The 18,909-nt window shown below is 71.4% G+C and carries 21 protein-coding genes; 7 read left to right on the plus strand and 14 right to left on the minus strand.

Going from position 1 to position 18,909, the window contains the following annotated elements; genetic code table 11:
- Window positions 1-652: 652 nt before the first annotated feature.
- From Ato02nite_RS14530 to Ato02nite_RS14540, 3 genes are read right to left on the minus strand one after another with little or no spacing between them, the layout of a single operon-like run.
- Window positions 653-1,621, minus strand: coding sequence for a PfkB family carbohydrate kinase (locus tag Ato02nite_RS14530; protein ID WP_246606909.1), 969 nt, complete (start codon window positions 1,619-1,621; stop codon window positions 653-655).
- The gene (locus Ato02nite_RS14535; protein ID WP_213007112.1) at window positions 1,611-2,213 is read right to left on the minus strand and encodes an HhH-GDP family DNA glycosylase; all 603 of its coding nucleotides are present in this window, start codon (window positions 2,211-2,213) and stop codon (window positions 1,611-1,613) included. The genes Ato02nite_RS14530 and Ato02nite_RS14535 overlap by 11 nt, the downstream gene beginning before the upstream one ends.
- A gap of 28 nt (window positions 2,214-2,241) precedes the next feature.
- Window positions 2,242-3,477 (minus strand): peroxidase family protein, encoded by a 1,236-nt coding sequence (locus Ato02nite_RS14540; RefSeq protein ID WP_213007032.1) that lies wholly within the window; start codon window positions 3,475-3,477, stop codon window positions 2,242-2,244.
- A 101-nt stretch (window positions 3,478-3,578) separates the two neighbouring features.
- Here Ato02nite_RS14540 and Ato02nite_RS14545 point away from each other — a divergent pair, with 101 nt between their 5' ends.
- Window positions 3,579-4,313 carry an SDR family oxidoreductase gene (locus tag Ato02nite_RS14545; RefSeq protein WP_213007033.1) on the plus strand — a complete coding sequence of 245 codons (735 nt, stop codon included), beginning with the start codon at window positions 3,579-3,581 and terminating at the stop codon, window positions 4,311-4,313.
- Here the strand turns inward: Ato02nite_RS14545 and Ato02nite_RS14550 are convergent.
- The 4 genes from Ato02nite_RS14550 to Ato02nite_RS14565 are packed head-to-tail and all read right to left on the minus strand — an operon-like array spanning window position 4,273 to window position 7,269.
- A complete protein-coding gene (locus Ato02nite_RS14550) occupies window positions 4,273-5,103 on the minus strand; it encodes a helix-turn-helix transcriptional regulator (protein ID WP_213007034.1) in 831 nt (276 codons plus the stop codon). The genes Ato02nite_RS14545 and Ato02nite_RS14550 overlap by 41 nt on opposite strands.
- Window positions 5,081-6,016 carry an SDR family oxidoreductase gene (locus Ato02nite_RS14555; RefSeq protein ID WP_281419739.1) on the minus strand — a complete coding sequence of 312 codons (936 nt, stop codon included), beginning with the start codon at window positions 6,014-6,016 and terminating at the stop codon, window positions 5,081-5,083. The genes Ato02nite_RS14550 and Ato02nite_RS14555 overlap by 23 nt, the downstream gene beginning before the upstream one ends.
- A gap of 22 nt (window positions 6,017-6,038) precedes the next feature.
- Window positions 6,039-6,359, minus strand: a complete 321-nt coding sequence (locus Ato02nite_RS14560) for a siderophore-interacting protein (RefSeq protein ID WP_246606910.1) — start codon at window positions 6,357-6,359, stop codon at window positions 6,039-6,041.
- 37 nt (window positions 6,360-6,396) lie between these two features.
- Window positions 6,397-7,269, minus strand: coding sequence for a sigma-70 family RNA polymerase sigma factor (locus Ato02nite_RS14565; RefSeq protein ID WP_246606911.1), 873 nt, complete (start codon window positions 7,267-7,269; stop codon window positions 6,397-6,399).
- A 147-nt stretch (window positions 7,270-7,416) separates the two neighbouring features.
- Between Ato02nite_RS14565 and Ato02nite_RS14570 the strand changes: the two genes are divergently transcribed.
- Together Ato02nite_RS14570 and Ato02nite_RS14575 are read left to right on the plus strand one after the other, a co-directional pair.
- Window positions 7,417-8,181: an alpha/beta fold hydrolase gene (locus Ato02nite_RS14570; protein WP_213007038.1), complete on the plus strand. Its 765-nt coding sequence runs from the start codon at window positions 7,417-7,419 to the stop codon at window positions 8,179-8,181.
- 17 nt (window positions 8,182-8,198) lie between these two features.
- Window positions 8,199-8,705 carry a hypothetical protein gene (locus Ato02nite_RS14575; RefSeq protein ID WP_213007039.1) on the plus strand — a complete coding sequence of 169 codons (507 nt, stop codon included), beginning with the start codon at window positions 8,199-8,201 and terminating at the stop codon, window positions 8,703-8,705.
- On the opposite strand, the gene Ato02nite_RS14580 is transcribed toward Ato02nite_RS14575, so the two are convergent.
- The 3 genes from Ato02nite_RS14580 to Ato02nite_RS14590 are packed head-to-tail and all read right to left on the minus strand — an operon-like array spanning window position 8,702 to window position 11,846.
- Window positions 8,702-11,050 (minus strand): ATP-binding cassette domain-containing protein, encoded by a 2,349-nt coding sequence (locus Ato02nite_RS14580; RefSeq protein WP_213007040.1) that lies wholly within the window; start codon window positions 11,048-11,050, stop codon window positions 8,702-8,704. The two genes, Ato02nite_RS14575 and Ato02nite_RS14580, sit on opposite strands and share 4 nt — an antisense overlap.
- 8 nt (window positions 11,051-11,058) lie before the next feature.
- The gene (locus Ato02nite_RS14585; RefSeq protein ID WP_213007041.1) at window positions 11,059-11,505 is read right to left on the minus strand and encodes a pyridoxamine 5'-phosphate oxidase family protein; all 447 of its coding nucleotides are present in this window, start codon (window positions 11,503-11,505) and stop codon (window positions 11,059-11,061) included.
- The gene (locus Ato02nite_RS14590; protein ID WP_213007042.1) at window positions 11,502-11,846 is read right to left on the minus strand and encodes a VOC family protein; all 345 of its coding nucleotides are present in this window, start codon (window positions 11,844-11,846) and stop codon (window positions 11,502-11,504) included. The genes Ato02nite_RS14585 and Ato02nite_RS14590 overlap by 4 nt, the downstream gene beginning before the upstream one ends.
- A 221-nt stretch (window positions 11,847-12,067) precedes the next feature.
- Here Ato02nite_RS14590 and Ato02nite_RS14595 point away from each other — a divergent pair, with 221 nt between their 5' ends.
- Complete coding sequence (locus Ato02nite_RS14595) at window positions 12,068-13,030, plus strand: glycosyltransferase family 2 protein (protein ID WP_213007043.1); 963 nt, start codon at window positions 12,068-12,070, stop codon at window positions 13,028-13,030.
- The gene (locus tag Ato02nite_RS14600) at window positions 13,011-14,171 is read left to right on the plus strand and encodes a mannosyltransferase family protein (protein ID WP_213007044.1); all 1,161 of its coding nucleotides are present in this window, start codon (window positions 13,011-13,013) and stop codon (window positions 14,169-14,171) included. The genes Ato02nite_RS14595 and Ato02nite_RS14600 overlap by 20 nt, the downstream gene beginning before the upstream one ends.
- A gap of 1 nt (window position 14,172) precedes the next feature.
- Here the strand turns inward: Ato02nite_RS14600 and Ato02nite_RS14605 are convergent, their stop codons facing one another.
- Entirely contained in the window at window positions 14,173-14,658 is a 486-nt protein-coding gene (locus Ato02nite_RS14605) for a MarR family winged helix-turn-helix transcriptional regulator (protein WP_213007045.1), read from the minus strand.
- A gap of 84 nt (window positions 14,659-14,742) precedes the next feature.
- On the opposite strand from Ato02nite_RS14605, the gene Ato02nite_RS14610 reads away from it, so the two are divergent.
- Window positions 14,743-15,342 (plus strand): malonic semialdehyde reductase, encoded by a 600-nt coding sequence (locus tag Ato02nite_RS14610; RefSeq protein ID WP_213007046.1) that lies wholly within the window; start codon window positions 14,743-14,745, stop codon window positions 15,340-15,342.
- A gap of 5 nt (window positions 15,343-15,347) precedes the next feature.
- Here Ato02nite_RS14610 and Ato02nite_RS14615 read toward each other — a convergent pair whose 3' ends face one another.
- The gene (locus tag Ato02nite_RS14615; protein ID WP_213007047.1) at window positions 15,348-16,394 is read right to left on the minus strand and encodes a HAMP domain-containing sensor histidine kinase; all 1,047 of its coding nucleotides are present in this window, start codon (window positions 16,392-16,394) and stop codon (window positions 15,348-15,350) included.
- Window positions 16,391-17,050, minus strand: coding sequence for a response regulator transcription factor (locus Ato02nite_RS14620; RefSeq protein ID WP_213007048.1), 660 nt, complete (start codon window positions 17,048-17,050; stop codon window positions 16,391-16,393). Before Ato02nite_RS14620 ends, Ato02nite_RS14615 begins: the two co-directional genes overlap by 4 nt.
- 86 nt (window positions 17,051-17,136) lie before the next feature.
- Between Ato02nite_RS14620 and Ato02nite_RS14625 the strand changes: the two genes are divergently transcribed.
- Window positions 17,137-18,078: a S1 family peptidase gene (locus tag Ato02nite_RS14625; protein WP_246606927.1), complete on the plus strand. Its 942-nt coding sequence runs from the start codon at window positions 17,137-17,139 to the stop codon at window positions 18,076-18,078.
- Here Ato02nite_RS14625 and Ato02nite_RS14630 read toward each other — a convergent pair.
- Window positions 18,075-18,902 carry an FAD binding domain-containing protein gene (locus tag Ato02nite_RS14630; protein ID WP_213007049.1) on the minus strand — a complete coding sequence of 276 codons (828 nt, stop codon included), beginning with the start codon at window positions 18,900-18,902 and terminating at the stop codon, window positions 18,075-18,077. The genes Ato02nite_RS14625 and Ato02nite_RS14630 overlap by 4 nt on opposite strands.
- Window positions 18,903-18,909 lie beyond the last annotated feature (7 nt).

Genomic DNA, 18,909 nt, shown 5'->3' on the forward strand with positions numbered 1-18,909 from the left:
CTTAAGCTACGCGGCATTGAGCGAGTCCCCACCGCCGCCGACGCGCATGCTCGCGGCGGAATTCCGCATTCGACGGCGAATAGTTACGCGCCCGAGTGCGATCACGCATCGCGGCGGTCGCCGGTCGCGTGAATAGCTGGAGCTGCTGGTACCGCATAGACATATTCTCTCGCGCCACGAACCGCGTCCGCTAATAAGCGATCATGCCAACCTCGGAAGAAATTCCAGAGCCAGGCTGATAGGTTGCGTGACCAATCAAAGAAACAATTCATGGCCGGGAGGAGAAAGCGACTCTTATGCCTCTGTTCGGGCGGCGGGGGTGGTCGTTCAGCTTGGTGAGCCGGGCGCCGTCTGCTGATCGATGGGCGTCGCCAATCAAGGCCTGAAGGGTGGCTCGGCTCGGGTCTGGTACCTACTCGTTCTGCCTCTGCGGTCACGGCCGGCGAGCATCAGGTGGCTGATGTGGCCGCGTAGGTCAGCTGCGCCGCCGGTTGCGGTGACTGCGGTGATGGTGATGACGGTCGCCGGGCGGAGCTTTCGCCGAACGTGGCGGCGAGTGCCGCGCTGGGGTAACTACTGACTGCTCTGGCAGCGGAACAGGCCAAATCTTCAGCAAGGAGGCCGCTCTACCAGATGTGCCGAGGGGGCGCCGCTAGCGCAGTGCAGGTCGGCCGCCGGGGTGGCGGACTGTGCTGCCGGAGGCGTCTACTGCCTTTCGGGCCGCTTGCGGTGGGGTGTCGCCGTGCAGCAGGGCCACCGTCAGCGCCGCTACGAAGGAATCGCCGCCGCCGGTGGTGTCGGTGGCCGGGCCGCCGGTCAGTGGTAGTTCCAGGGTGCCGCCCGGCCAGGCGAACCGGTTGCCGTTCTCGGTGCCGAAAGCTACCAGCCGCGGGCCCGACGCCAGGATCCTGTCGATGTCGCCCAGCTGTGCAGCCTCGTTCTCGTCGGCCCGCACCACGTCGGCCTGCGCGATCGTCTCGGGGTCGGCGACGCCGTCGACCACCACGAGGGCGTTGCCCTGGCGGGCGTATCGGAGGGCGGCCTCGACCCCGGCGGCCGGCTGTTGCAGCTGGATCATGACTGCGGCCGCGGTTCGCAGAAGGTCGGCCGAGGCTTCCACGTCAGCCGCGGTGAGCAGCACCGGTGGCGGCAGGTGTTGCAGGTAGCGCCAGTGGCCGTCGGCCTCGAGCACCTCCACGATCAGGCCGGTCGGGGCGCCGCGCCGGCGCACGACGGGCCGGACGTCGATGCCGTCGCTGATGGCCTGCGCGAGCAGTTGGTCGCTGATGAAGTCGTCGCCGACCACCGCTACCAGGCTCACCGGCATGCCGAGCTGGGCGACCGCCACCGCCTGGTTGGCGCCCTTGCCGCCGAGCATCTCGCGGCGTTCCGTGACGTCCGCGGCCGTGCCGGTCTCCGGCATCGCACCGACGACCAGGACAATGTCCCGGGCCAGCTGCCCGACCACGACGACCCGATCACTGCTCGCGCCCGGCCCGGCCGAGTGCCGCTCAGTGCTCGCGCCCGGCCCGGCCGAATGCCGGTCACTGCTCGGGCCCGGGCCGGGCGAATGCCGGTCACTGCTCGCGCCCGGCCCGGGCGAGCGCCGGTCAGTGCTCACGGCCGAGCCGGACCAGCGCCGACATCAGGGCGGGCAGCTTTGCGGCGGGTACCAGGCCCGCGAGCTTCTCTCCGGAGGCGGGCAGGTGGGCGCGGCGCGCGCCGTCGAGGACCTTCTCATCGGCGTACGGAATGATGTCCGGCCAGATGCCCTGCGCCTCGCGCAGGAAAATGTCGGCGCCGGTGGGGCCTATCCCGGGAAACTCGGTGAGCAGGTCTTTCAGCGCGCGCACGTCGCTCCCGCCGGCCGCGTGCAGGCGGCGCAGGTCGCCGCGCCAGCGGTCCCGGCACAGTTTCGCGCTGTCGGCCAGGATGGTCGCGGTGCTTTCGTCGTAGCGGCGGTAGTGGCCGCGGCCGAGTGCGTCGACCCGGTCTTGCCAGCTCGCGGCGAGCATGCGCTGCGGGGTGCGGTAGCCGGCCCGGGAGAGCTCGTGGGCGGCCGCGACCGCGACGCCGGAGTTGATCGGCTTGCTGAGGAGGGTGGCCAGCACGAGCAGCCGGTACAGCGGCGACGGCTTGTCGGCCAGCCTGATACCGGCTTCCTCGGCGTAGCTGGTGCCGTGCTCCCGCAGCAGATCGTCGACCACGTCCATGTCGGCGGGGTACCCGTCCGGCGGCCGATCAATCACCCAGGAGGTCGGTCAGGCCGAAGACCGGGCCGGCGGCCGGCAGCGTCGGCTGCCAGTCCGGTTCGAGGGTGAGGTAGCTCGCCGGGTCGGCGCGCAGCAGGCCGATCAGGACCTCGGCGACGATCCGCCCGCCCACCGGACCCAGCCGGTTCCCGTCGCACAGTTGCGCGGCCTCCTCGAGGATGTAGAACCACAGCGGGGTGCCGGCGGGCCACGCGGGTGACGGGACGGGAGTCTCGCCCATCAGCGCGGCGACCGCTTCGCCGCTCGGCAACCCGGTGTTCTCGCCGCGCACCAGATCCCGTACGGCAAGGGAGCGGTAGGCCGCCTCGGAGACCTCGCCGGTCACCCGGGCCGGCAGGCCGATGAGGCTGGCGGCCAGCCGGCCGTCCAGACGTTTCGCGCGCTGCGCGGGTGGCCTTCCGGGCATGTCGAAGAGCTGGGCCAGGTCGACGCGGTGGGCGGGCGGCCCGAAACCGGCCAGGTCCGGGAACAGCGGCCGGGCCGGGCCGCCGTCGACGAGGCGGTAGCTGTGCCGGACCTGCCCGTGCCCGTAGCGGTAGGCCGCGTCGGCGAATTCGAGCGGGATGAACGCCTCGGACAGCGCGGGCGCGTACCAGCGCCCACCCTCGGCGAGGACCGAGGAGACGAGCGCGGGCCCGACCAGCCGGGGCAGGAAATCGTGGACGATGACCCACTGGTAGTGCCAGGTCAGCTGGACCCGCGCTTCCTCGAAGGAGAGGCCCAGGCGGTTGTGGGCGCGCAGCAGGGCGACGTGCAGGGCCAGCGAGATCAGGTGTACGTCGTTGCGCGGGTCGCCGATCAGCGCGACCCCCTGCTGGTTGCGTGGCACGTCGGAGCCGGCGAGCAGGAAGCGGTCCGGGTCGGCGACGTCGAACAGGAACGGCGACCCGATCGGTCCGTCCGCGTAGAGGATCTCCAGGTTGAGCAGCGGAGCCCGGGCGTTGCGCAAGGCCCCGCCGCTGATGGGGGAGCGGTCGGCGGTGATGTCGTGCGCGATGAGCTGCCCGAAGAACGGCCATCCGGCCGCCTCGGTGGCGTCGTCGCCCTCGACGGTGAGGGCGTCGCACATGCCGCCGACGTCGCCGGCCCGCAGCAGAGCCGAGGAATCGATCTTCAGCGGGTCGAGGGACGGGAACATGTGGCCGTAGCGGGCCGTGCCGATGGGGCGGTCCGCGGCGCGTACGAGGCTGAGGCAGTGGTCCATGACAGCTGAGACCGGGCAGCCCGGCCGGATGTGACTGTCACAGATCACGACCGTGCCCGGTCACTGCTGACGACAAGGCAACGACCGGAGGGACAAGAACCATGAAGATCGCAGTCATCGGCGGCACCGGGCTCATCGGCTCGCAGGTTGTCAGGATCCTCAACGCCGAGGGGCACGAGGCGGTGCCGCACTCGCCGTCGACCGGCCTCGACCTGCTGAGCGGCGCCGGGCTGGCCGAGGCCCTGGAGGGCGCGGACGTCGTGATCAACCTGACGAACTCGCCCACGTTCGACGACGCCTCGCCGGCCTTCTTCCGTACGACCATGGACAACCTCCTGGCCGCCGCCGAGGCCGCCGGCGTGGGGCACGCGGTGGTCCTCTCCATCGTCGGCGCGGAACTGGTGCCGGACCTGGTCTACTACCGGGCGAAGGTGCTGCAGGAGGACATCCTGAAGGCCGGCCCGATCCCGTACTCGGTGGTCCGGGTCACGCAGTTCTTCGAGTTCATCGGCTCGGTGCTGAAATGGACGGCCGACGACAAGACCGTCCGCCTGCCCTCGACGCTGATCCAGCCGATGGCCGCCGCCGAGGTGGCCCGGGCCGTGGCCGACGTGAGCGTGGGCAGCCCGCTGATGGGCACCCGCTCCTACGCCGGCCCGGAGGTCTTCGCCCTCGACGAGCTGGGCCGCCTGACCCTGGCGGCGCAGGGCGACCAGCGCGAGGTCGTCACCGACAACACGGCCGGCATGTTCGCCGCCGCGAAGGGCGACGCGCTGATCGCGAAGGAGGGCACGGTCATCGAGAAGACGTCGTATCGGGAGTGGCTGGCCCGATGACCGACAACAGCCGCAGCTTCTCGGAGGCACCGGTGTAGACCACGAGCTGCTGCGACTGGTCCGGGTCGATCAGCCGCTGGCAGTGCAGCTCGAGCACCCCGACCTCGGGGTGCTCGAGCCGCACCGGCCCGCAATAGGTCCCGGCCACCGGATGCTGCCGCCAGAGGGCGGCGAACTCGGGGCTGCCGGCCAGGAGATCCGCGACGATCGCTTGCGCTTTCGCCGATTTCCGGGTGTACGCCGTGAGCAGGTCGGCCACGATCAACCGGCTCTGCTCGGCGCGTTCCGAGGCCGGGTAGACGAGCCGGCTCGACGGGTCGGTGAACCACCGGTAGTGGAAGCTGCGCGCGAGCCCGGTGTGGAGGCGGGCGTCGCCCATCAGCGCGACGTGCAGCGGGGTCTGCAGCAGCGTCTCGCCGAGGTGGGTGACCACCTGGGCGGCCGCGTCGTGCAGCCCGTCGAAGATGCGCAGCATCCCGGGATTGACGTGCTCGCCGTCGGCGCTGCGCTGCGGTGTCGCGTAACCGGCCAGCCGGAACAGGTGGTCCCGCTCCTCCAGGGAGAGCCGCAGCCCGCGGGCCAGCGCGCCCAGCATCTGCGCCGACGGCTGCGGCCCGCGCGGCTGTTCGAGCCGGGTGTAGTAGTCGATCGACATGTCGCTGAGCACTGCGACCTCCTCCCGCCGCAGTCCGCGCGTGCGCCGGCGCGGTCCACGTGGGAGCCCAACGTCCTCGGGTTGCAGGGCTTCCCGCCGGGTGCGTAGATAGTCAGCGAGCCGCGCTCGGTCCACTGAGGTTCCTTTCGAAGGTGACGCCGGTGAGGGCGGCGGAGGCGTCCCAGAGCCGGGCCGCCACGTTCCGGTCGCGGGCCGACCGGTAGACGGGCAGCTCGGTCGGCCCGCCGGTGAACTGTCCGAGGCCGTCCGGCCCGTAGAGCTTCCCGCCGGTCGCCGCCGGGTCGGTGGCCGCATAAAGGATCGGTAAAACGCCCTGGTCGACGCCCTGCACGAGGACACCCCAGCGGGCCAGCCGGGTCATGATGGCCTCGTGCGGTGCCGGCTTGGCCCGGCCCAGGTTGGGCCCGGCGGCATACAGGCCGGTGAGCGTGGTGCCCGGGTGGGCGGCGTTGCTGACGATGCCCCAGCCGTGTTCGCGGCTGCGCCGGTCGAGTTCCAGGGCGAAGAGCAGGTCGGCCAGCTTGGACCGCCCGTACGCTCGAACTCCGGAGTATTTGCGTTCCGACTGGAGATCGCCCAGGTCGAGCCGGGCCTGCCGGGCCGCGCTGCTGGTCAGCGTGGTGACCCGGCTCAGCAGCGGCAGCAGCCGCCCGGTCAGGGCGAAGTGGCCGAGGTAGTTGGTGCCGAACTGCAGCTCGAACCCGTCCGCCGTGGTCTGCCGGGTCGGGGGTGCCATCACCCCAGCGTTGTTGATCAGCAGGTCGATCGGGCGGCCGTCCGCGAGAAGTTCGTCCGCGAGGGTGGCCACCGAGTCCAGCGAAGCCAGGTCCAGGGCGCGCAGCGCGGCGCCCGGCAGCACCTTCGCGGCCTTGGCGAGGTCACGCACCGCGACCAGCACCTGCGCGCCGGCCGTCGTCAGCCGCCTGGCCGCTTCGAGGCCGATGCCGCTGCTCGCCCCGGTCACCAGCGCGAGTTTTCCGTTCAGTGAAGTCATGTCCGCAACGCTGACGCGGGTTCGGAACGCCAACCATGGTCTCCCGATACAAGGTTCATCCCCGGCGCCAGCCGCGCAGCTTGGCCGGGCTGAGCACGATCCAGAGCGCGGTGATCCGGGCCGCGGCGACGTCCACGGCGACCACCACGAGTGCCTGACCGGCCCGCCACAGCGCGAGCCCGTCCGACCCGTTGACCGATTCCACCGTCAGCGACGTGCCCGGCTGGCCGCACAGCAGCTCGGCGACCAGCCCGCTGACCGGCCCGGCGCCGTGGACCACCCCGCGGCCGTCGCAGACCGCGATCACCTCGGCGGCGAGGGCAGCACGGATGGCGGCCAGGTCGGATGCCCGGCACGCTTCCACGAACTCTCGCACGACAGGGTGCATGCCCGTAACTGACCGGGCCGAACACCTATTTGTGACCGGCGAACGCCGCGATCTTGTCCGAGTTGGCCATCCACAGGATCTGCTCGATGCCGTCCGCCGACCCTATGACGGTCATCACGCCCTCGAGGTTGCCGTTGCGGCGCAGCACGGCCGAGGCCTGCCCGTTGGTGGTGACGAACGAGATCTCGACGCCCTCCCAATACCAACTGGCGAGCGCGGTGTAGAACTGCGCCACCCGGACCGGGCCGAGCACCGGACGCCGGGCCACCCGGATCGCGCCGTTGCCGTCGGAGATGCTGGCCACGTCGGCGGCGAGAAGCCGTTCGAGCTCGGCCAGGTCCCCGGTGCGGGCCGCCGCCAGGAACGTGGTGAGCAGCTCCTTCTGCGCGGCCGGGTCGACCTCCGTACGCTTCTCGCCGGCCATGTGTTTCTTCGCCCGGCTGACCAGCTGCCGCACGGCCGGTTCGGTCGACTTCAGGATGTCGGCGATCTGGGCGTACGGGTAGTCGAACGCCTCCCGCAGCACATACGCGGCGCGTTCGTGCGCGGTGAGCCGTTCCATCAGCATCAGCGAGGCGAACGCGAGCGCCTCGCCGCGCTCGGCCCCGAGATAGGGGTCGGCGCTGGTGTCGACCGGTTCGGGCAGCCACGGCCCGATGTAGGTCTCGCGGCGCACCCGCGCCGACTGAAGTTCGTTGATGGCCAGCCGGGTCGTGGTCGTCGCCAGGAAGGCGCCGGGGTTCACCACCTTGCTGCGGTCGGTGGTCTGCCACCGCAGCCAGACGTCCTGCACCAGGTCCTCGGCCTCGGTGGCGCTGCTGAGCATGCGGTACGCGATACCGAACAGCCGTGGGCGCAGGCTCGCGAAGACCGCGGCGGCGTCATCCAGATCCGTCACCCCGTCATCGTCGTCTCTCCGCACCGAAAATCTCCAACCTCTGTCACAGACTTCACGGCCGCCCGGTCCTTGCTGCTGACCGACATCGACGGAACAGAAAGGCACCGGAATCCACATCCTCCGCAAGGCCCTACGAAGGAGTCAGCCATGAGGCCCACCGTCATCCTCGTCCACGGCGCGTTCGCCGAGAACAACAGCTGGAACGGCGTCATCGAGCGCCTCCGGGCCGAGAACGTCACCGCGCTCGCCGCCTCGAACCCGCTGCGCGGTGTCGCCGGTGACGCCGCCTACGTGCGCGACGTCATCAACTCGGTCGAGGGGCCGGTCGTGCTGGTCGCCCACTCGTACGGCGGTTTCGTCGCCACCGAGGCCGCGGCCGGCAACGACAAGGTGGCCGCGCTGGTCTACGTCTGCGCGTTCGCCCCCGAGCAGGGCGAGAACGCGTTCGGGCTGTCGACCAAGTTTCCCGGCAGCACCCTCGGCGAGGCCCTGGCCGCCTACCCGGTCGCGTCGGGCGGCACCGAGTTCGCCATCCGCCCGGACGTCTTCCACCACCAGTTCTGCGCGGACGTCCCGGCCGGGCCGGCCGCCCTGATGGCCGCCACCCAGCGGCCGGTCACCGAGAAGGCGCTCACCGATGCGCTGCCCACCGGGACCCCGGCCTGGACGACGATCCCGGCCTGGTTCGTCTTCAGCGACCAGGACCTCAACATCCCGGTCGCCCTGCACCGTTTCATGGCCGAGCGGGCCGGCGCCAAGGGCGTACGGGAAATCGCCGGAGCCTCGCACGCCCTCAGCGTGAGCGAGCCGGAGGCCGTGACCGCGTCGATCCTCGAGGCCGTCGCCGCCGCCCAGGGTGCGGTTTCCCGAACCCTCGCGGACGTGCTGGCCCGGTCGTCCCCGCGTTGGTGAAACGGCATCGTCGAGGTATGAACATCCGTCGCTGGATTGCTGATCCCTTCGTGCGCGGTCTGACCGGTCTGCCCCTCGCTCTCGCCGCGGTGCCGATGGCCCCGGCCGGCCGCTCCGCCGCGGCGGGACGGCGTCAGCTGCGCGTGGCGGCCCGGTTCCCCGGTCCCGGAGCCGGTCCCGGAGCCGGTTCCGCCGTGCGCGACATCGGCGTGGGCCGGGTGCTGGGGCACAGCGCGCTGATGCTGGTCCCGGCCGCCCTCGCGTTCGCGCTCGCGGCCATGCAGCTGTTTCTCGCCTGGTCCGGCTATCTGTATCCGCTGCGGCCGGACACGATCGCCGCTTTGGGGCACCCGTTCACGCCGGACCGGCAGGTGCTCCCCGGAGCATGGGGTGGGCCCACGCTCGCCGGAGCGTGGGCCGTCCATGCCGCTGTCGCGCTCGGCTCGCAGGCGGTCTGCGCGGTCCTGCTGGTGGGTCTGTGCGTGGTGCAGAACGCCGGCGCGCGATGGCTGGCGAAGCCTTAACCCACGTACTCGGCCAGGTGCTGGCCGGTCAGCGTGGACCGGTCGGCGATCAGGTCGCGTGGGGTGCCCTCGAAGACGATCTTGCCGCCGTCGTGGCCCGCGCCGGGGCCGAGATCGATGATCCAGTCGGCGTGGGCCATGACGGCCTGGTGGTGCTCGATGACGATCACCGACTTGCCGGTGTCGACCAGGCGGTCGAGCAGGGCGAGCAGGTGGTCGACGTCGGCCAGGTGCAGGCCGGTGGTCGGCTCGTCGAGGACGTAGAGGCCGCCCTTCCCGCCCATGTGGGTGGCCAGCTTGAGGCGCTGCCGCTCGCCGCCGGACAGCGTGGTGAGCGGCTGGCCCAGGCTGACGTAGCCGAGGCCGACCTCGGACAGGTGGGTGAGGATCTTGTGGGCGGCCGGGGTCTTCGCGTCGCCGTCGGCGAAGAACTCGACCGCCTCGGCCACCGGCATAGCCAGGACCTCGCTGATGTCGCGGCCGCCGAACTTGTATTCCAGCACCGCGTCGTCGAAGCGGCGGCCCTCGCACACCTCGCAGGTGGTCGCGATGCCGGCCATCATGCCCAGGTCGGTGTAGGTGACGCCGGCGCCGTTGCAGTTCGGGCAGGCACCCTCGGAGTTGGCGCTGAACAGGGCCGGCTTGACGCCGTTCGCTTTGGCGAAGGCTTTGCGGATCGGTTCCAGCAGTCCGGTGTACGTGGCGGGGCTGCTCCGCCGCGATCCACGGATCGGCGTCTGGTCGACCGACACCACGTCCTCGTTGCGGGCGAGCGAACCGTGGATGAGTGAGCTCTTCCCGGAGCCGGCCACCCCGGTGACCACCACGAGCACGCCGAGCGGGATGTCCACGCTGACGTCCCGCAGGTTGTGGGTGTTCGCGTTCTTGATCGCGAGCGTCCCGGACGGCTTGCGGACGTCGGGCTTCAGCTTGGCCCGGTCGTCGAGGTGCCGGCCGGTGAGCGTGCCGCTGGCCCGCAGCCCCTCCAGGGTGCCCTCGTACATCACCTGGCCGCCGTCGGTGCCGGCCCGCGGGCCGAGGTCGACGACGTGGTCGGCGATGGCGATCATCTCCGGCTTGTGCTCGACCACCAGAACCGTGTTGCCCTTGTCCCGCAGCTGCTTGAGCAGGTCGTTCATCCGCTGGATGTCGTGCGGGTGCAGGCCGATCGACGGCTCGTCGAAGACGTAGGTGACGTCGGTGAGCGCCGAGCCCAGGTGCCGGATCATCTTGGTGCGCTGGGCCTCGCCGCCGGAGAGCGTGCCGGACGGCCGGTCCAGCGACAGGTAGCCGAGGCCGATGTCCACGAACGAGTCGAGGGTGTGCCGCAGCGACGCGAGCAGCGGCGCCACCGACGGCTCGTCGAGGCCGCTCACCCACTCGGCGAGGTCGCTGATCTGCATCGAGCAGCAGTCCGCGATGCTGACACCGTTGATCTTGGACGACCGCGCGGCCTCGGAGAGCCGGGTGCCGCCGCACTCGGGGCAGGTGGTGAACGTGACGACCCGCTCGACGAACGCGCGGATGTGCGGCTGAAGCGCGTCGATGTCCTTGGACAGCATCGATTTCTGGATGTTCGGCACCAGGCCGGTATACGTCAGGTTGATGCCCTCGATCTTGATCTTCGTGGGCTCCTTGTAGAGCAGGTCGTTCAGTTCGCGCTTGGTGTATTTCGCGATCGGCTTGTCCGGGTCGAAGAAGCCGCAGCCCCGGAAGATGCGGCCGAACCAGCCCTCCATGCTGTAGCCGGGGATGGTGATCGCGCCCTCGTTCAGCGACTTGCTCGCGTCGTACAGTTCGCCCAGGTCGAAATCGGTGACCGAGCCCCGGCCCTCGCACCGCGGGCAGGCGCCGCCGACGATGCTGAAGGCCCGCCGCTCCTTGACCTGCTGTCCGCCTTTGTTGAGGGTCACGGCGCCGGCCCCGGAGACCGAGGCGACGTTGAAGGAGAAGGCCTGCGGCGAGCCGACGTACGGCCGGCCCAGCCGGCTGAACAAAATGCGCAGCATCGCGTTCGCGTCGGTGGCGGTGCCCACGGTCGAGCGCGGGTCGGAGCCCATCCGCTGCTGGTCCACGATGATCGCGGTGGTCAGCCCCTCCAGCACGTCGACGTCGGGCCGGGCCAGGGTCGGCATGAAGCCCTGCAGGAACGCGCTGTACGTCTCGTTGATCATCCGCTGCGACTCGGCGGCGATGGTGTCGAACACCAGCGAGCTCTTGCCCGATCCGGACACCCCGGTGAAGACGCTCAGCCGGCGTTTCGGGATCTCGATGCTGATGTCCTTCAGGTTGTTCTCCCGCGCACCGTGCACGCGGATCAGGTCGTGTGCGTCGGCCTCGTGCATCGGTTCTCCTAGGTCAGCCAGATTCCTGCGCGCATGAGGTCGCGGCCGGACAGCTCACTGTCGTCACGCCAGGCCTGCACGCGCCGCGGAGTCACCCGGAACCAGTTGAAGCCGGGCAGCCCGCGCGGGTCGAAACCGGTGCGCTCGGCGAACCGGTCACCCCGCTCCCGCGGCAGCGCGTCCAACTCGAGGACCTCGACTTCGCCATCGATCATAGCGACGTCGCGGGTCGGCCCCAGCCCCAGCCGGAACGCCCCGTCGGCCAGGTTACGGCCGGTCCGGCTGTTCATCGAGGTGGCCAGCAGCAGCGTGGTGCCGTCCCACTCGAACGAGAGCGGAACCAGCCACGGTTCACCCGCCGGGGACGAGGTGGCCACCCACAGGTCCACTTCGCTGTTCAGCAGGTGCTCGGTGTCGTGGCGGCGCTGCGCGCGGGAGCGGGGTGCCGGCTTCACTTGTCCTGCACCAGTCCCAGGACGTTACCGTCGGTGTCGGTGAAGGAGGCGACGAGCCGGCCACCGCCGACGTCGTGCGGCTGCTCCTTGACGGTGGCACCCGCGGCGGTCACCTCGGCCAGCTTGGCCTCGATGTCGTCGACGTGCCAATAGGCGGTGGGGCCGGTGAGCCCCTGCGGCCCGCCACCGGGCACCAGGCCGATGTGCTGGCCGGCGACGTCGAACCCGACGTACCACTCGCTGTCCGCGGCCGGCTGCGTCTCCAGCAGCGCCGCGTAGACGGCCTTCGCTTTGCCCAGGTCAGCAACGGGGTGCAGGACAGTCTTGATGCCGTGGTTCATGATCTTTCCTCATCTCTGTCGTCCTGGGAGAAACGCTAACGGCGCCGTCCGGCCGGGACTTCTCGTTTCCTGACCGGTTACCGGGTTGCACGCCGGGCCGGGAAGAGATTTGTATCTCCTGTGCAACTCCCATGAACGTGCCACGTCGCCGGCAACCCGTCCGGCCGCCCTCGCCGGTTGGCCCAACCTTTCCTCGGCGAAGATCAGGAAGGGGAGACGTCATGGATGTGCCGCGACTGTCCGTAGTTGTGCCCGTGTTCAACGAGGAGGACGTGCTGCCGCTGTTCGCCGACCGGATGCGCCCGGTGCTCGACGGCCTCGGCGTGCCGTACGAGGTGCTCACCGTGGACGACGGCAGCTCCGACGCCACCCCGGCGGTGCTGGAGGTGATGCGCCGCCGGTGGCCACAGTTGCGAGTGGTCCGGCTGCGGCGCAACAGCGGCCACCAGAACGCTCTCTCGGCCGGTCTGCACCGGGCCCGCGGGCAGTACGTGGTCAGCATCGACGTCGACCTGCAGGACCCGCCCGAGGTGATCGCGGAGATGCTGCGACTGGCCGAGACCGGCGGGCTCGACGTCGTCTACGGGGTGCGCGCCGACCGCAGCACCGACAGCCCGTTCAAGCGGTGGACGGCCGCGCTCTACTACCGCCTGGTCCGGCGGGTGGTCGGCGCTCCGGTGCCGGCCGAGGCCGGCGATTTCCGGCTCCTGAGCCGTACGGCGGTGGAGGCGCTGGCCGGGCTGCCCGAGCACCGCCCGGTCTACCGCCTGCTGGTGCCGTGGCTGGGCCTGCCCAGCGGCGAGGTGACCTATGCGCGGGAGCGGCGCGCCGCCGGGCGTTCGAAGTACCCGATCGGCAAAATGATCCGGCTGGCGGTGGACAGCTTCACCGGCTTCTCGGCCGCCCCGCTGCGGGTCGCCACCTGGCTGGGCAGTGTCGGCATAGCGCTGTGCGTGCTGCTGGCGGCGGCCGGGCTGGCCGCGCACGAACGGGGCACCGTCGTGCCCGGCTGGACGTCGATCCTGGTGGCGATGGTGTTCCTGGGCGCGCTGCAACTGCTCTGCCTGGGGCTGCTCGGCGAGTACGTGGCGCGCATCTTCACCGCCATGCAGGGCCGCCCGGCGTACGTGATCGTTTCGGATTCCGCCCTGGAGGGGAGCCGCGTTGCAGTCGCTTCTCGCTGAGCCGGCCCAGACCGCGCCGGACCGGCCGGTCGTTCCGCCGGCCGGCCGGCCCTGGCGGTCGGCGCTGCTGGCGGCCCTCGCGGTCTGGTCGGCGATCACCGTCACGCACCTGGCCGTGATGGCCCTGGCCGGGCTGCCCCGGGGCGGCCGGATCCCGGATCTGCTGCTCAGCCTGAACGGCTGGGACGCCGGGCACTACGTCCGGATCGCCGAGAGCGGCTACCACCTGGGCCCGGGCTTCCCGGCGTTCTTCCCGCTGTACCCGCTGCTGATCCACCTCACCGGAGGCACCCCGCTCAGCGCCCTGTTCGTCGCCAACGCCGCCGCGTTCGGTGCCCTGGCGGTGCTGCACCGGCTGGCCGCCCACGAGTTCGGCCCGGCGGTGGCCCAGCGCGCCACCTGGTATCTGGCCGCCTTCCCGACCGGGTTCTTCCTGTTCATCGGCTACAACGAGTCGCTGTTCATCCTGCTCGCGGTGGGCGCGCTGTACGCCGGGCGGCGCGGACACTGGTGGCTGGCCGGTGCGCTGGGCGCGCTGTCGTCGGCCACCCGGCTGTTCGGCCTGTTGCTGATGGTGCCGCTCGCGATCGAGTACCTGCGCCAGCGGCGGCGGCTCGGCCCGGACGTGCTGAGCCTGGCGCTGATCCCGCTGGGCGTGGTCGCCTACGCCGTCTACTGCGCGATCGAGCTGGGCAACCCGCTCGCGTTCAGTGCGGCCCAGGACCAGTGGGGCCGCCGGTACACGTTCCCCGGCGAGGCCTGGCTGATCGCGGTCCGCCAGATGGGCGGGCACCACCTGCGCGACAAGGCGACACTGGCCGCGATCCTGGACACCGGCACCATCCTGATCGCCGTGGTGCTGCTGATCCTGTGCGTCGCCGGCCCGTTCAAGTTCCGGCGCGACCAGCTCTACCTGGTGGTGCAGGGCGCGATCACTCTTGCCCTGCTGATGTCCACCGAGGTCGGCGGCCGGTCGATGCAGTCGGCCGCGCGGTACGCGATGGAGGCGGTGGCGATCTTCCTGGTGCTGGCCCGGATGGGCGCCAACCAGATCGTCGACCGGAGCGTGCTGGTGATCGGCATCGCCCTGCACGCGGTCTTCCTGGTGATCTTCATGGCCGGCACGTTCCTGGTCGGCTGACTCACTGCTCCCGGTCGAGCTGTTCCCGTTCGAGCTCCGCGAGCCGCTTGCGCACCTTGTCGCCGATCGTGGTCAGGGTGCGCAGCTCCGCCGGGGTGAGGTGGTCGATCAGCGCGCTGCGGACGTCGGCGACGTGCTGCGGAGCGGCCACCTCGATCAGGTCGCGGCCCCGCGGCGCGATGACGACGACCGCCCCGCGCTGGTCGGTGAGGCATCGTTCGCGGGTGACCAGGTCGCGGTTCTCCATCCGGCCGAGGTGCTGGGACAGGCGGCTCTTCTCCCAGCGCAGCAGGCCGCCGAGCTCGAACGGCCGGAGCCGCCCCTCGGGCGCCTCGGAGAGATGGGCCAGCACCTGGTAGTCGGCGTCGGACAGCCCGCACCGGGTGCGCAGCTGCCGATCGAGGAACTCCGACAGGCCGTCCTGCATCGTCATCAGGCTGCGCCAGGCCCGCTGCTCCGGCTCGTCCAGCCACCGCGGCTCGGTCATGTTCGTCACTCTACATCTGGTTGACGTGTGAACCAATCCGCGCCTACGGTCTGGTTCACACATTAACCAGATTGGCGGACGGACATGACCAACCTCGAAAGCCTGGACGAGAAGGCGAAGCACGTGCTGTTCACCGGCGCGCGGACCGCCAACACGTTTGCCGGCACCCCGGTCAGCGACGCAGAGTTGACGGATATCTGGGAGCTGGCCCGGTGGGCGCCGACCGCGGCCAACACCCAGCCGCTGCGGGTGCTCTACATCCGCCCCGGCGAGGGCCGGGACCGGCTGGTCAAGCACATGAACGAGGGCAATCGGGCCAAGACGGCGGACGCGCCGGCGGTGGCCGTCCTGGCCATGGACACCCGGTTCCACGAGCACATCCCGGCGGTGCTGCCGTTCCGGCCGGAGCTGAAGGACGTCTTCGACGCCGACGACGCGCGGCGCACCGAGGCGGCCACCTTCAACGCCACGCTGCAGGCCGGCTACTTCATCCTGGCCGTCCGGGCTCTCGGGCTGGCGGCCGGGCCGATGGGCGGCTTCGACGCGGCGGGGATCGACGCCGAGTTCTTCCCCGACGGCCGCTACCGCTCGATCCTCGTCGTCAACATCGGGCACCCCGGCGAGAACCCGTGGTTCGGCCGGTTGCCCCGCCTGGACCACGACGACGTCGTCCAGTGGGCCTGACGACGTCAGGCGGGCGGGAAGGACACCTGCACCCGCAGGCCGTCGTGGCCGGTCGACGAGGCCGCGATGATGCCGTCGTGGGCGCGGACGATGGACCGGGCGATCGCCAGCCCCAGGCCGGCGCCGCCGCTGTGGTCGATGCGGGCGGCGGCGCGCCGGCGGAACGGCTCGAACAGCGCGGACACCTCGTCCGCGGGCACGTCGTCGCCGGTGTTGGTGACGATCAGGGCCGGGTCGTCGCCGACCTCGATCTCGACGGTGCCGTCGGCCCGGTTGTACTTGAGCGCGTTCTGCACCAGGTTGGTGATCAGCCGTTCGAGCAGCACCTGCTCGCCGAGCACGGTGCGGGGGCGCAGCCGGGTGCTGATCGTGACCCCGGCCTCGGCCGCCGCGGCCCGGTGCTTGTCGGCCACCGCGGCCACGATCTCGTCCAGCCGCAGCGGCGTCCGGGCGAGCAGCCCGCGGTCGCTCTCACTGAGCACCAGCAGGCCCTCGATCAGCCGTTCGTTGCGCTCGTTGGTCTCCAGCAACTGCGCGGTGAGCAGGGTGAGCTGGTCGTCGCTGAGGCTGCGGGCCATGCTCACCTCGATCAGCGTGCGCTGCACGGCGAGCGGGGTGCGCAGCTCGTGCGACGCGTCCGCGGCGAACCGGCGCTGCGCCTCGTAACCGATCGCGATCCGGTCCATCATCTCGTCGATCGCCCGGCCCAGTACGGCCAGCTCGTCGGAGCCCGGGCCGGGGCGCAGGCGGTAGCCGAGGTTCTGCGGGCCGACGCTCGCGATCACCGGAGCCAGGTCGGCGACCGGGCGCAGGCACCAGCGCACCAGCAGCCCACCGGCGGCCAGGAGGAGCAGCAGCACCGCGAGCAGGGCGAGCGCGGTGAACAGCTCGAGGTGCTGGACGAGCTGCCCGCAGACGTTCTGCGGCGTGCACCAGGACGGCCCGAAGTCGCGCGCCAGCCGCACCAGCCGGTCCGCCGCCGGTTGCGTGAACTGCGAGGTGACCAGCAGGATCGCGCAGACCAGCAGGATGCGCCGGGCCGGGGACCTCATGCGCCGAGCCGGTATCCGGTGCGCGGAACGGTGTGCAGGACCGGCGGATCGCCCAGCTTCCGGCGCAGCGTCATGACCGTCATCCGTACCGTGTTGGTGAAGGGATCGGTGTTCTCGTCCCAGGCCTGTTCGAGCAGTTCCTCCGCGCTCACCACCCGGCCGCCGGCCCGCAGCATCACGTGCAGCACGGCGAACTCCTTCGGCGAGAGGGTCAGCACCCCGCCGTCGCGGGTGGCGGTGTGCCGGGTGACGTCCAGGACGATGCCGTCCTGCTCCAGCACCGGCGGCAGCGCCGGGGCGGAGCGCCGGGAGAGCGCCTGCAGCCGGGCCACCAGTTCGGCGAACGCGAACGGCTTGGTCAGGTAGTCGTCGGCGCCGAGCCCCAGGCCCTCGACCCGGTCGCGGATGCCGGCCGCGGCGGTCAGCAGCAGCACCCGGGTGGTCAGCCCGGCGGTGGCCATCCAGCGCAGCACCTCGTCGCCGGTGCGGCCGGGCATGTCCCGGTCCAGCACCGCGACGTCGTAGCGGTTGACGCCGAGCCGCTCCAGGGCGGCGTCGCCGTCGTAGACGACGTCGACGGCCATGGACAACCGCCGCAGTCCCTCGGCGACCGTGTCGGCCATCAGTTTCTCGTCCTCAGCCACCAGTACGCGCACGCCGCCACCCTGGCACAGCCCGGATAAAGAAATCATAAGGACGCCGATGACGGTCGCCTGACGGCCGGATCAGCACCGTGGTTCAGGTGTCGAAGACTCTGCTCAGGAGCCTGGTGGTCCTGCTGGCGGCGGTGGCCGGGGTGGCCGGGACCGGCGGGCCCGCCGCGGCGATCGCGAACGGCCAGAACGCGCGCGACGGGGCCTATCCGTTCGCGGCCCTGCTGACCATGACCGGCCTGCCCGCCGACGGTGGTGGAACCCGGGACAGCTCCTGCTCGGGCGCGCTGATCGCACCCCGCTGGGTGATCACCGCCGGGCACTGCTTCCGGGACGGCGACGGCAAGCGCGTCAGCCGCCCGGTGGCCCGCCGCACCACCGCGACGATCGGCCGCACCCGGCTGAACGGTACGGGCGGCACGGTGGTCGAGGTCATCGCGGTGAAGCAGTCGGACCGCACCGACGTGGCCCTGGCCGAGCTGGACGAGGAGGTCACCGGCATCACGCCGCTGCGGATCGCCACCGAGGCGCCCACTCCCGGCGAGGTGGTGCGGCTGGCCGGTTTCGGGCTGCTGGCCGACAGCGACGAGAGCCCGGCGACCCGGTTGCAGACCGGCCAGTTCACCGTCGGCCACATCGGCCCGGCGCTGATCGAGACGTCCGGCCGTGCCCCGCACCCGGACACCAGCCCGTGCCGGCACGACTCCGGCGGACCGTACTTCCGCCAGCCGAAGGGCCAGAGCCCGGTGCTGGTCGCGGTGGTCAGCTCGGGCCCGAGCTGTCCGCACACCGGTGGTGACGACAGCGCCCGGATCGACACCATCAGCGACTGGATCACCGCCGAGATCACCGCCGGGCCGGGCCCGGGCCGCTGGGGATGGCCGGTCGCGGCGGCGTCGGTAGCGGTGGCCCTGGTAGCGGTGGTGCTGGTCGCGGCGGTGCTCGTCGCGCGGCGGCGGAGAAAGCCGCCGGTGGCCCGGGCCGCCCCGGAGCGCTACCAAGCTCGCGAGTACGCGCCCCAGCGGCGTTAGGTGCCCTCCCGGGCCTGGGTCAACGCCCGGCGGGTCAGCGCCCGCAGGGCATGCGGGGCGAACTCCGCGTCGAGGCGCACGGCCGCGTCGGCCGCGGCGATGATGGCGCTGTCCGAGAACGAGGTACCGATCAGGACCCGCTCGGCCTGCCGCGCGCGGATCGGGCAGGGGCCGGCGTTCACCAGGCCGATCGCCGCCGCGGTGATCACGTCGTCCACCACGGTCACCGCGGCCAGCACGGCCGCCTCCGGGTAGATGCCGGGGCCGCGGCGGTCCTCGGCGTAGCCCGTGCCGGTGCCGGCCGGCAGGACGGGCAGGCGCACCTCGGCCAGCAGCTCCTCCGGGCGGCGCACCGTCGTGAACGGCCCGGTGAAGAATCGCTCCGCGGCCACCGTCCGGGTCCCGTCCGGGCCGGTCAGGTCGATGTCGGCGCCGACGGTCACCGCCATGACCGGCCATTCGGCGGCCGGGTGCGCGTACGCCAGGCTGCCCAGCATCGTGCCCCGGGCCCGGACCGGCGGATGCCCGATGTTGCGGACGACCAGGCGCAGCAGGTCGCCGAGCGCGCCGCCGACGGCCGATGACTCGAACACCCGGTGCCGGACGAGCGGGCCGACCCGCAGCACGCCGTCCGTCTCGGTGAGCGTCGCGAGCTCGGTCACCCGGTTGATGTCGACCAGCCGGCGCGGCAGCGCGGTGCGCCGGGCCAGGTCGTGGACGAGACTCTGCCCGCCGGCCAGCACCGACGCGTCACCGTCCGCGAGGGCAGCCCGCACCTCGTCGTAGCTGCCCGCGGCGACGTAGTCCACCGCTGCCGCAGTCATCGCCGTC

It is taken from the genome of Paractinoplanes toevensis, assembly GCF_018332695.1.
In the GTDB taxonomy this organism is placed as follows: domain Bacteria; phylum Actinomycetota; class Actinomycetes; order Mycobacteriales; family Micromonosporaceae; genus Actinoplanes; species Actinoplanes toevensis.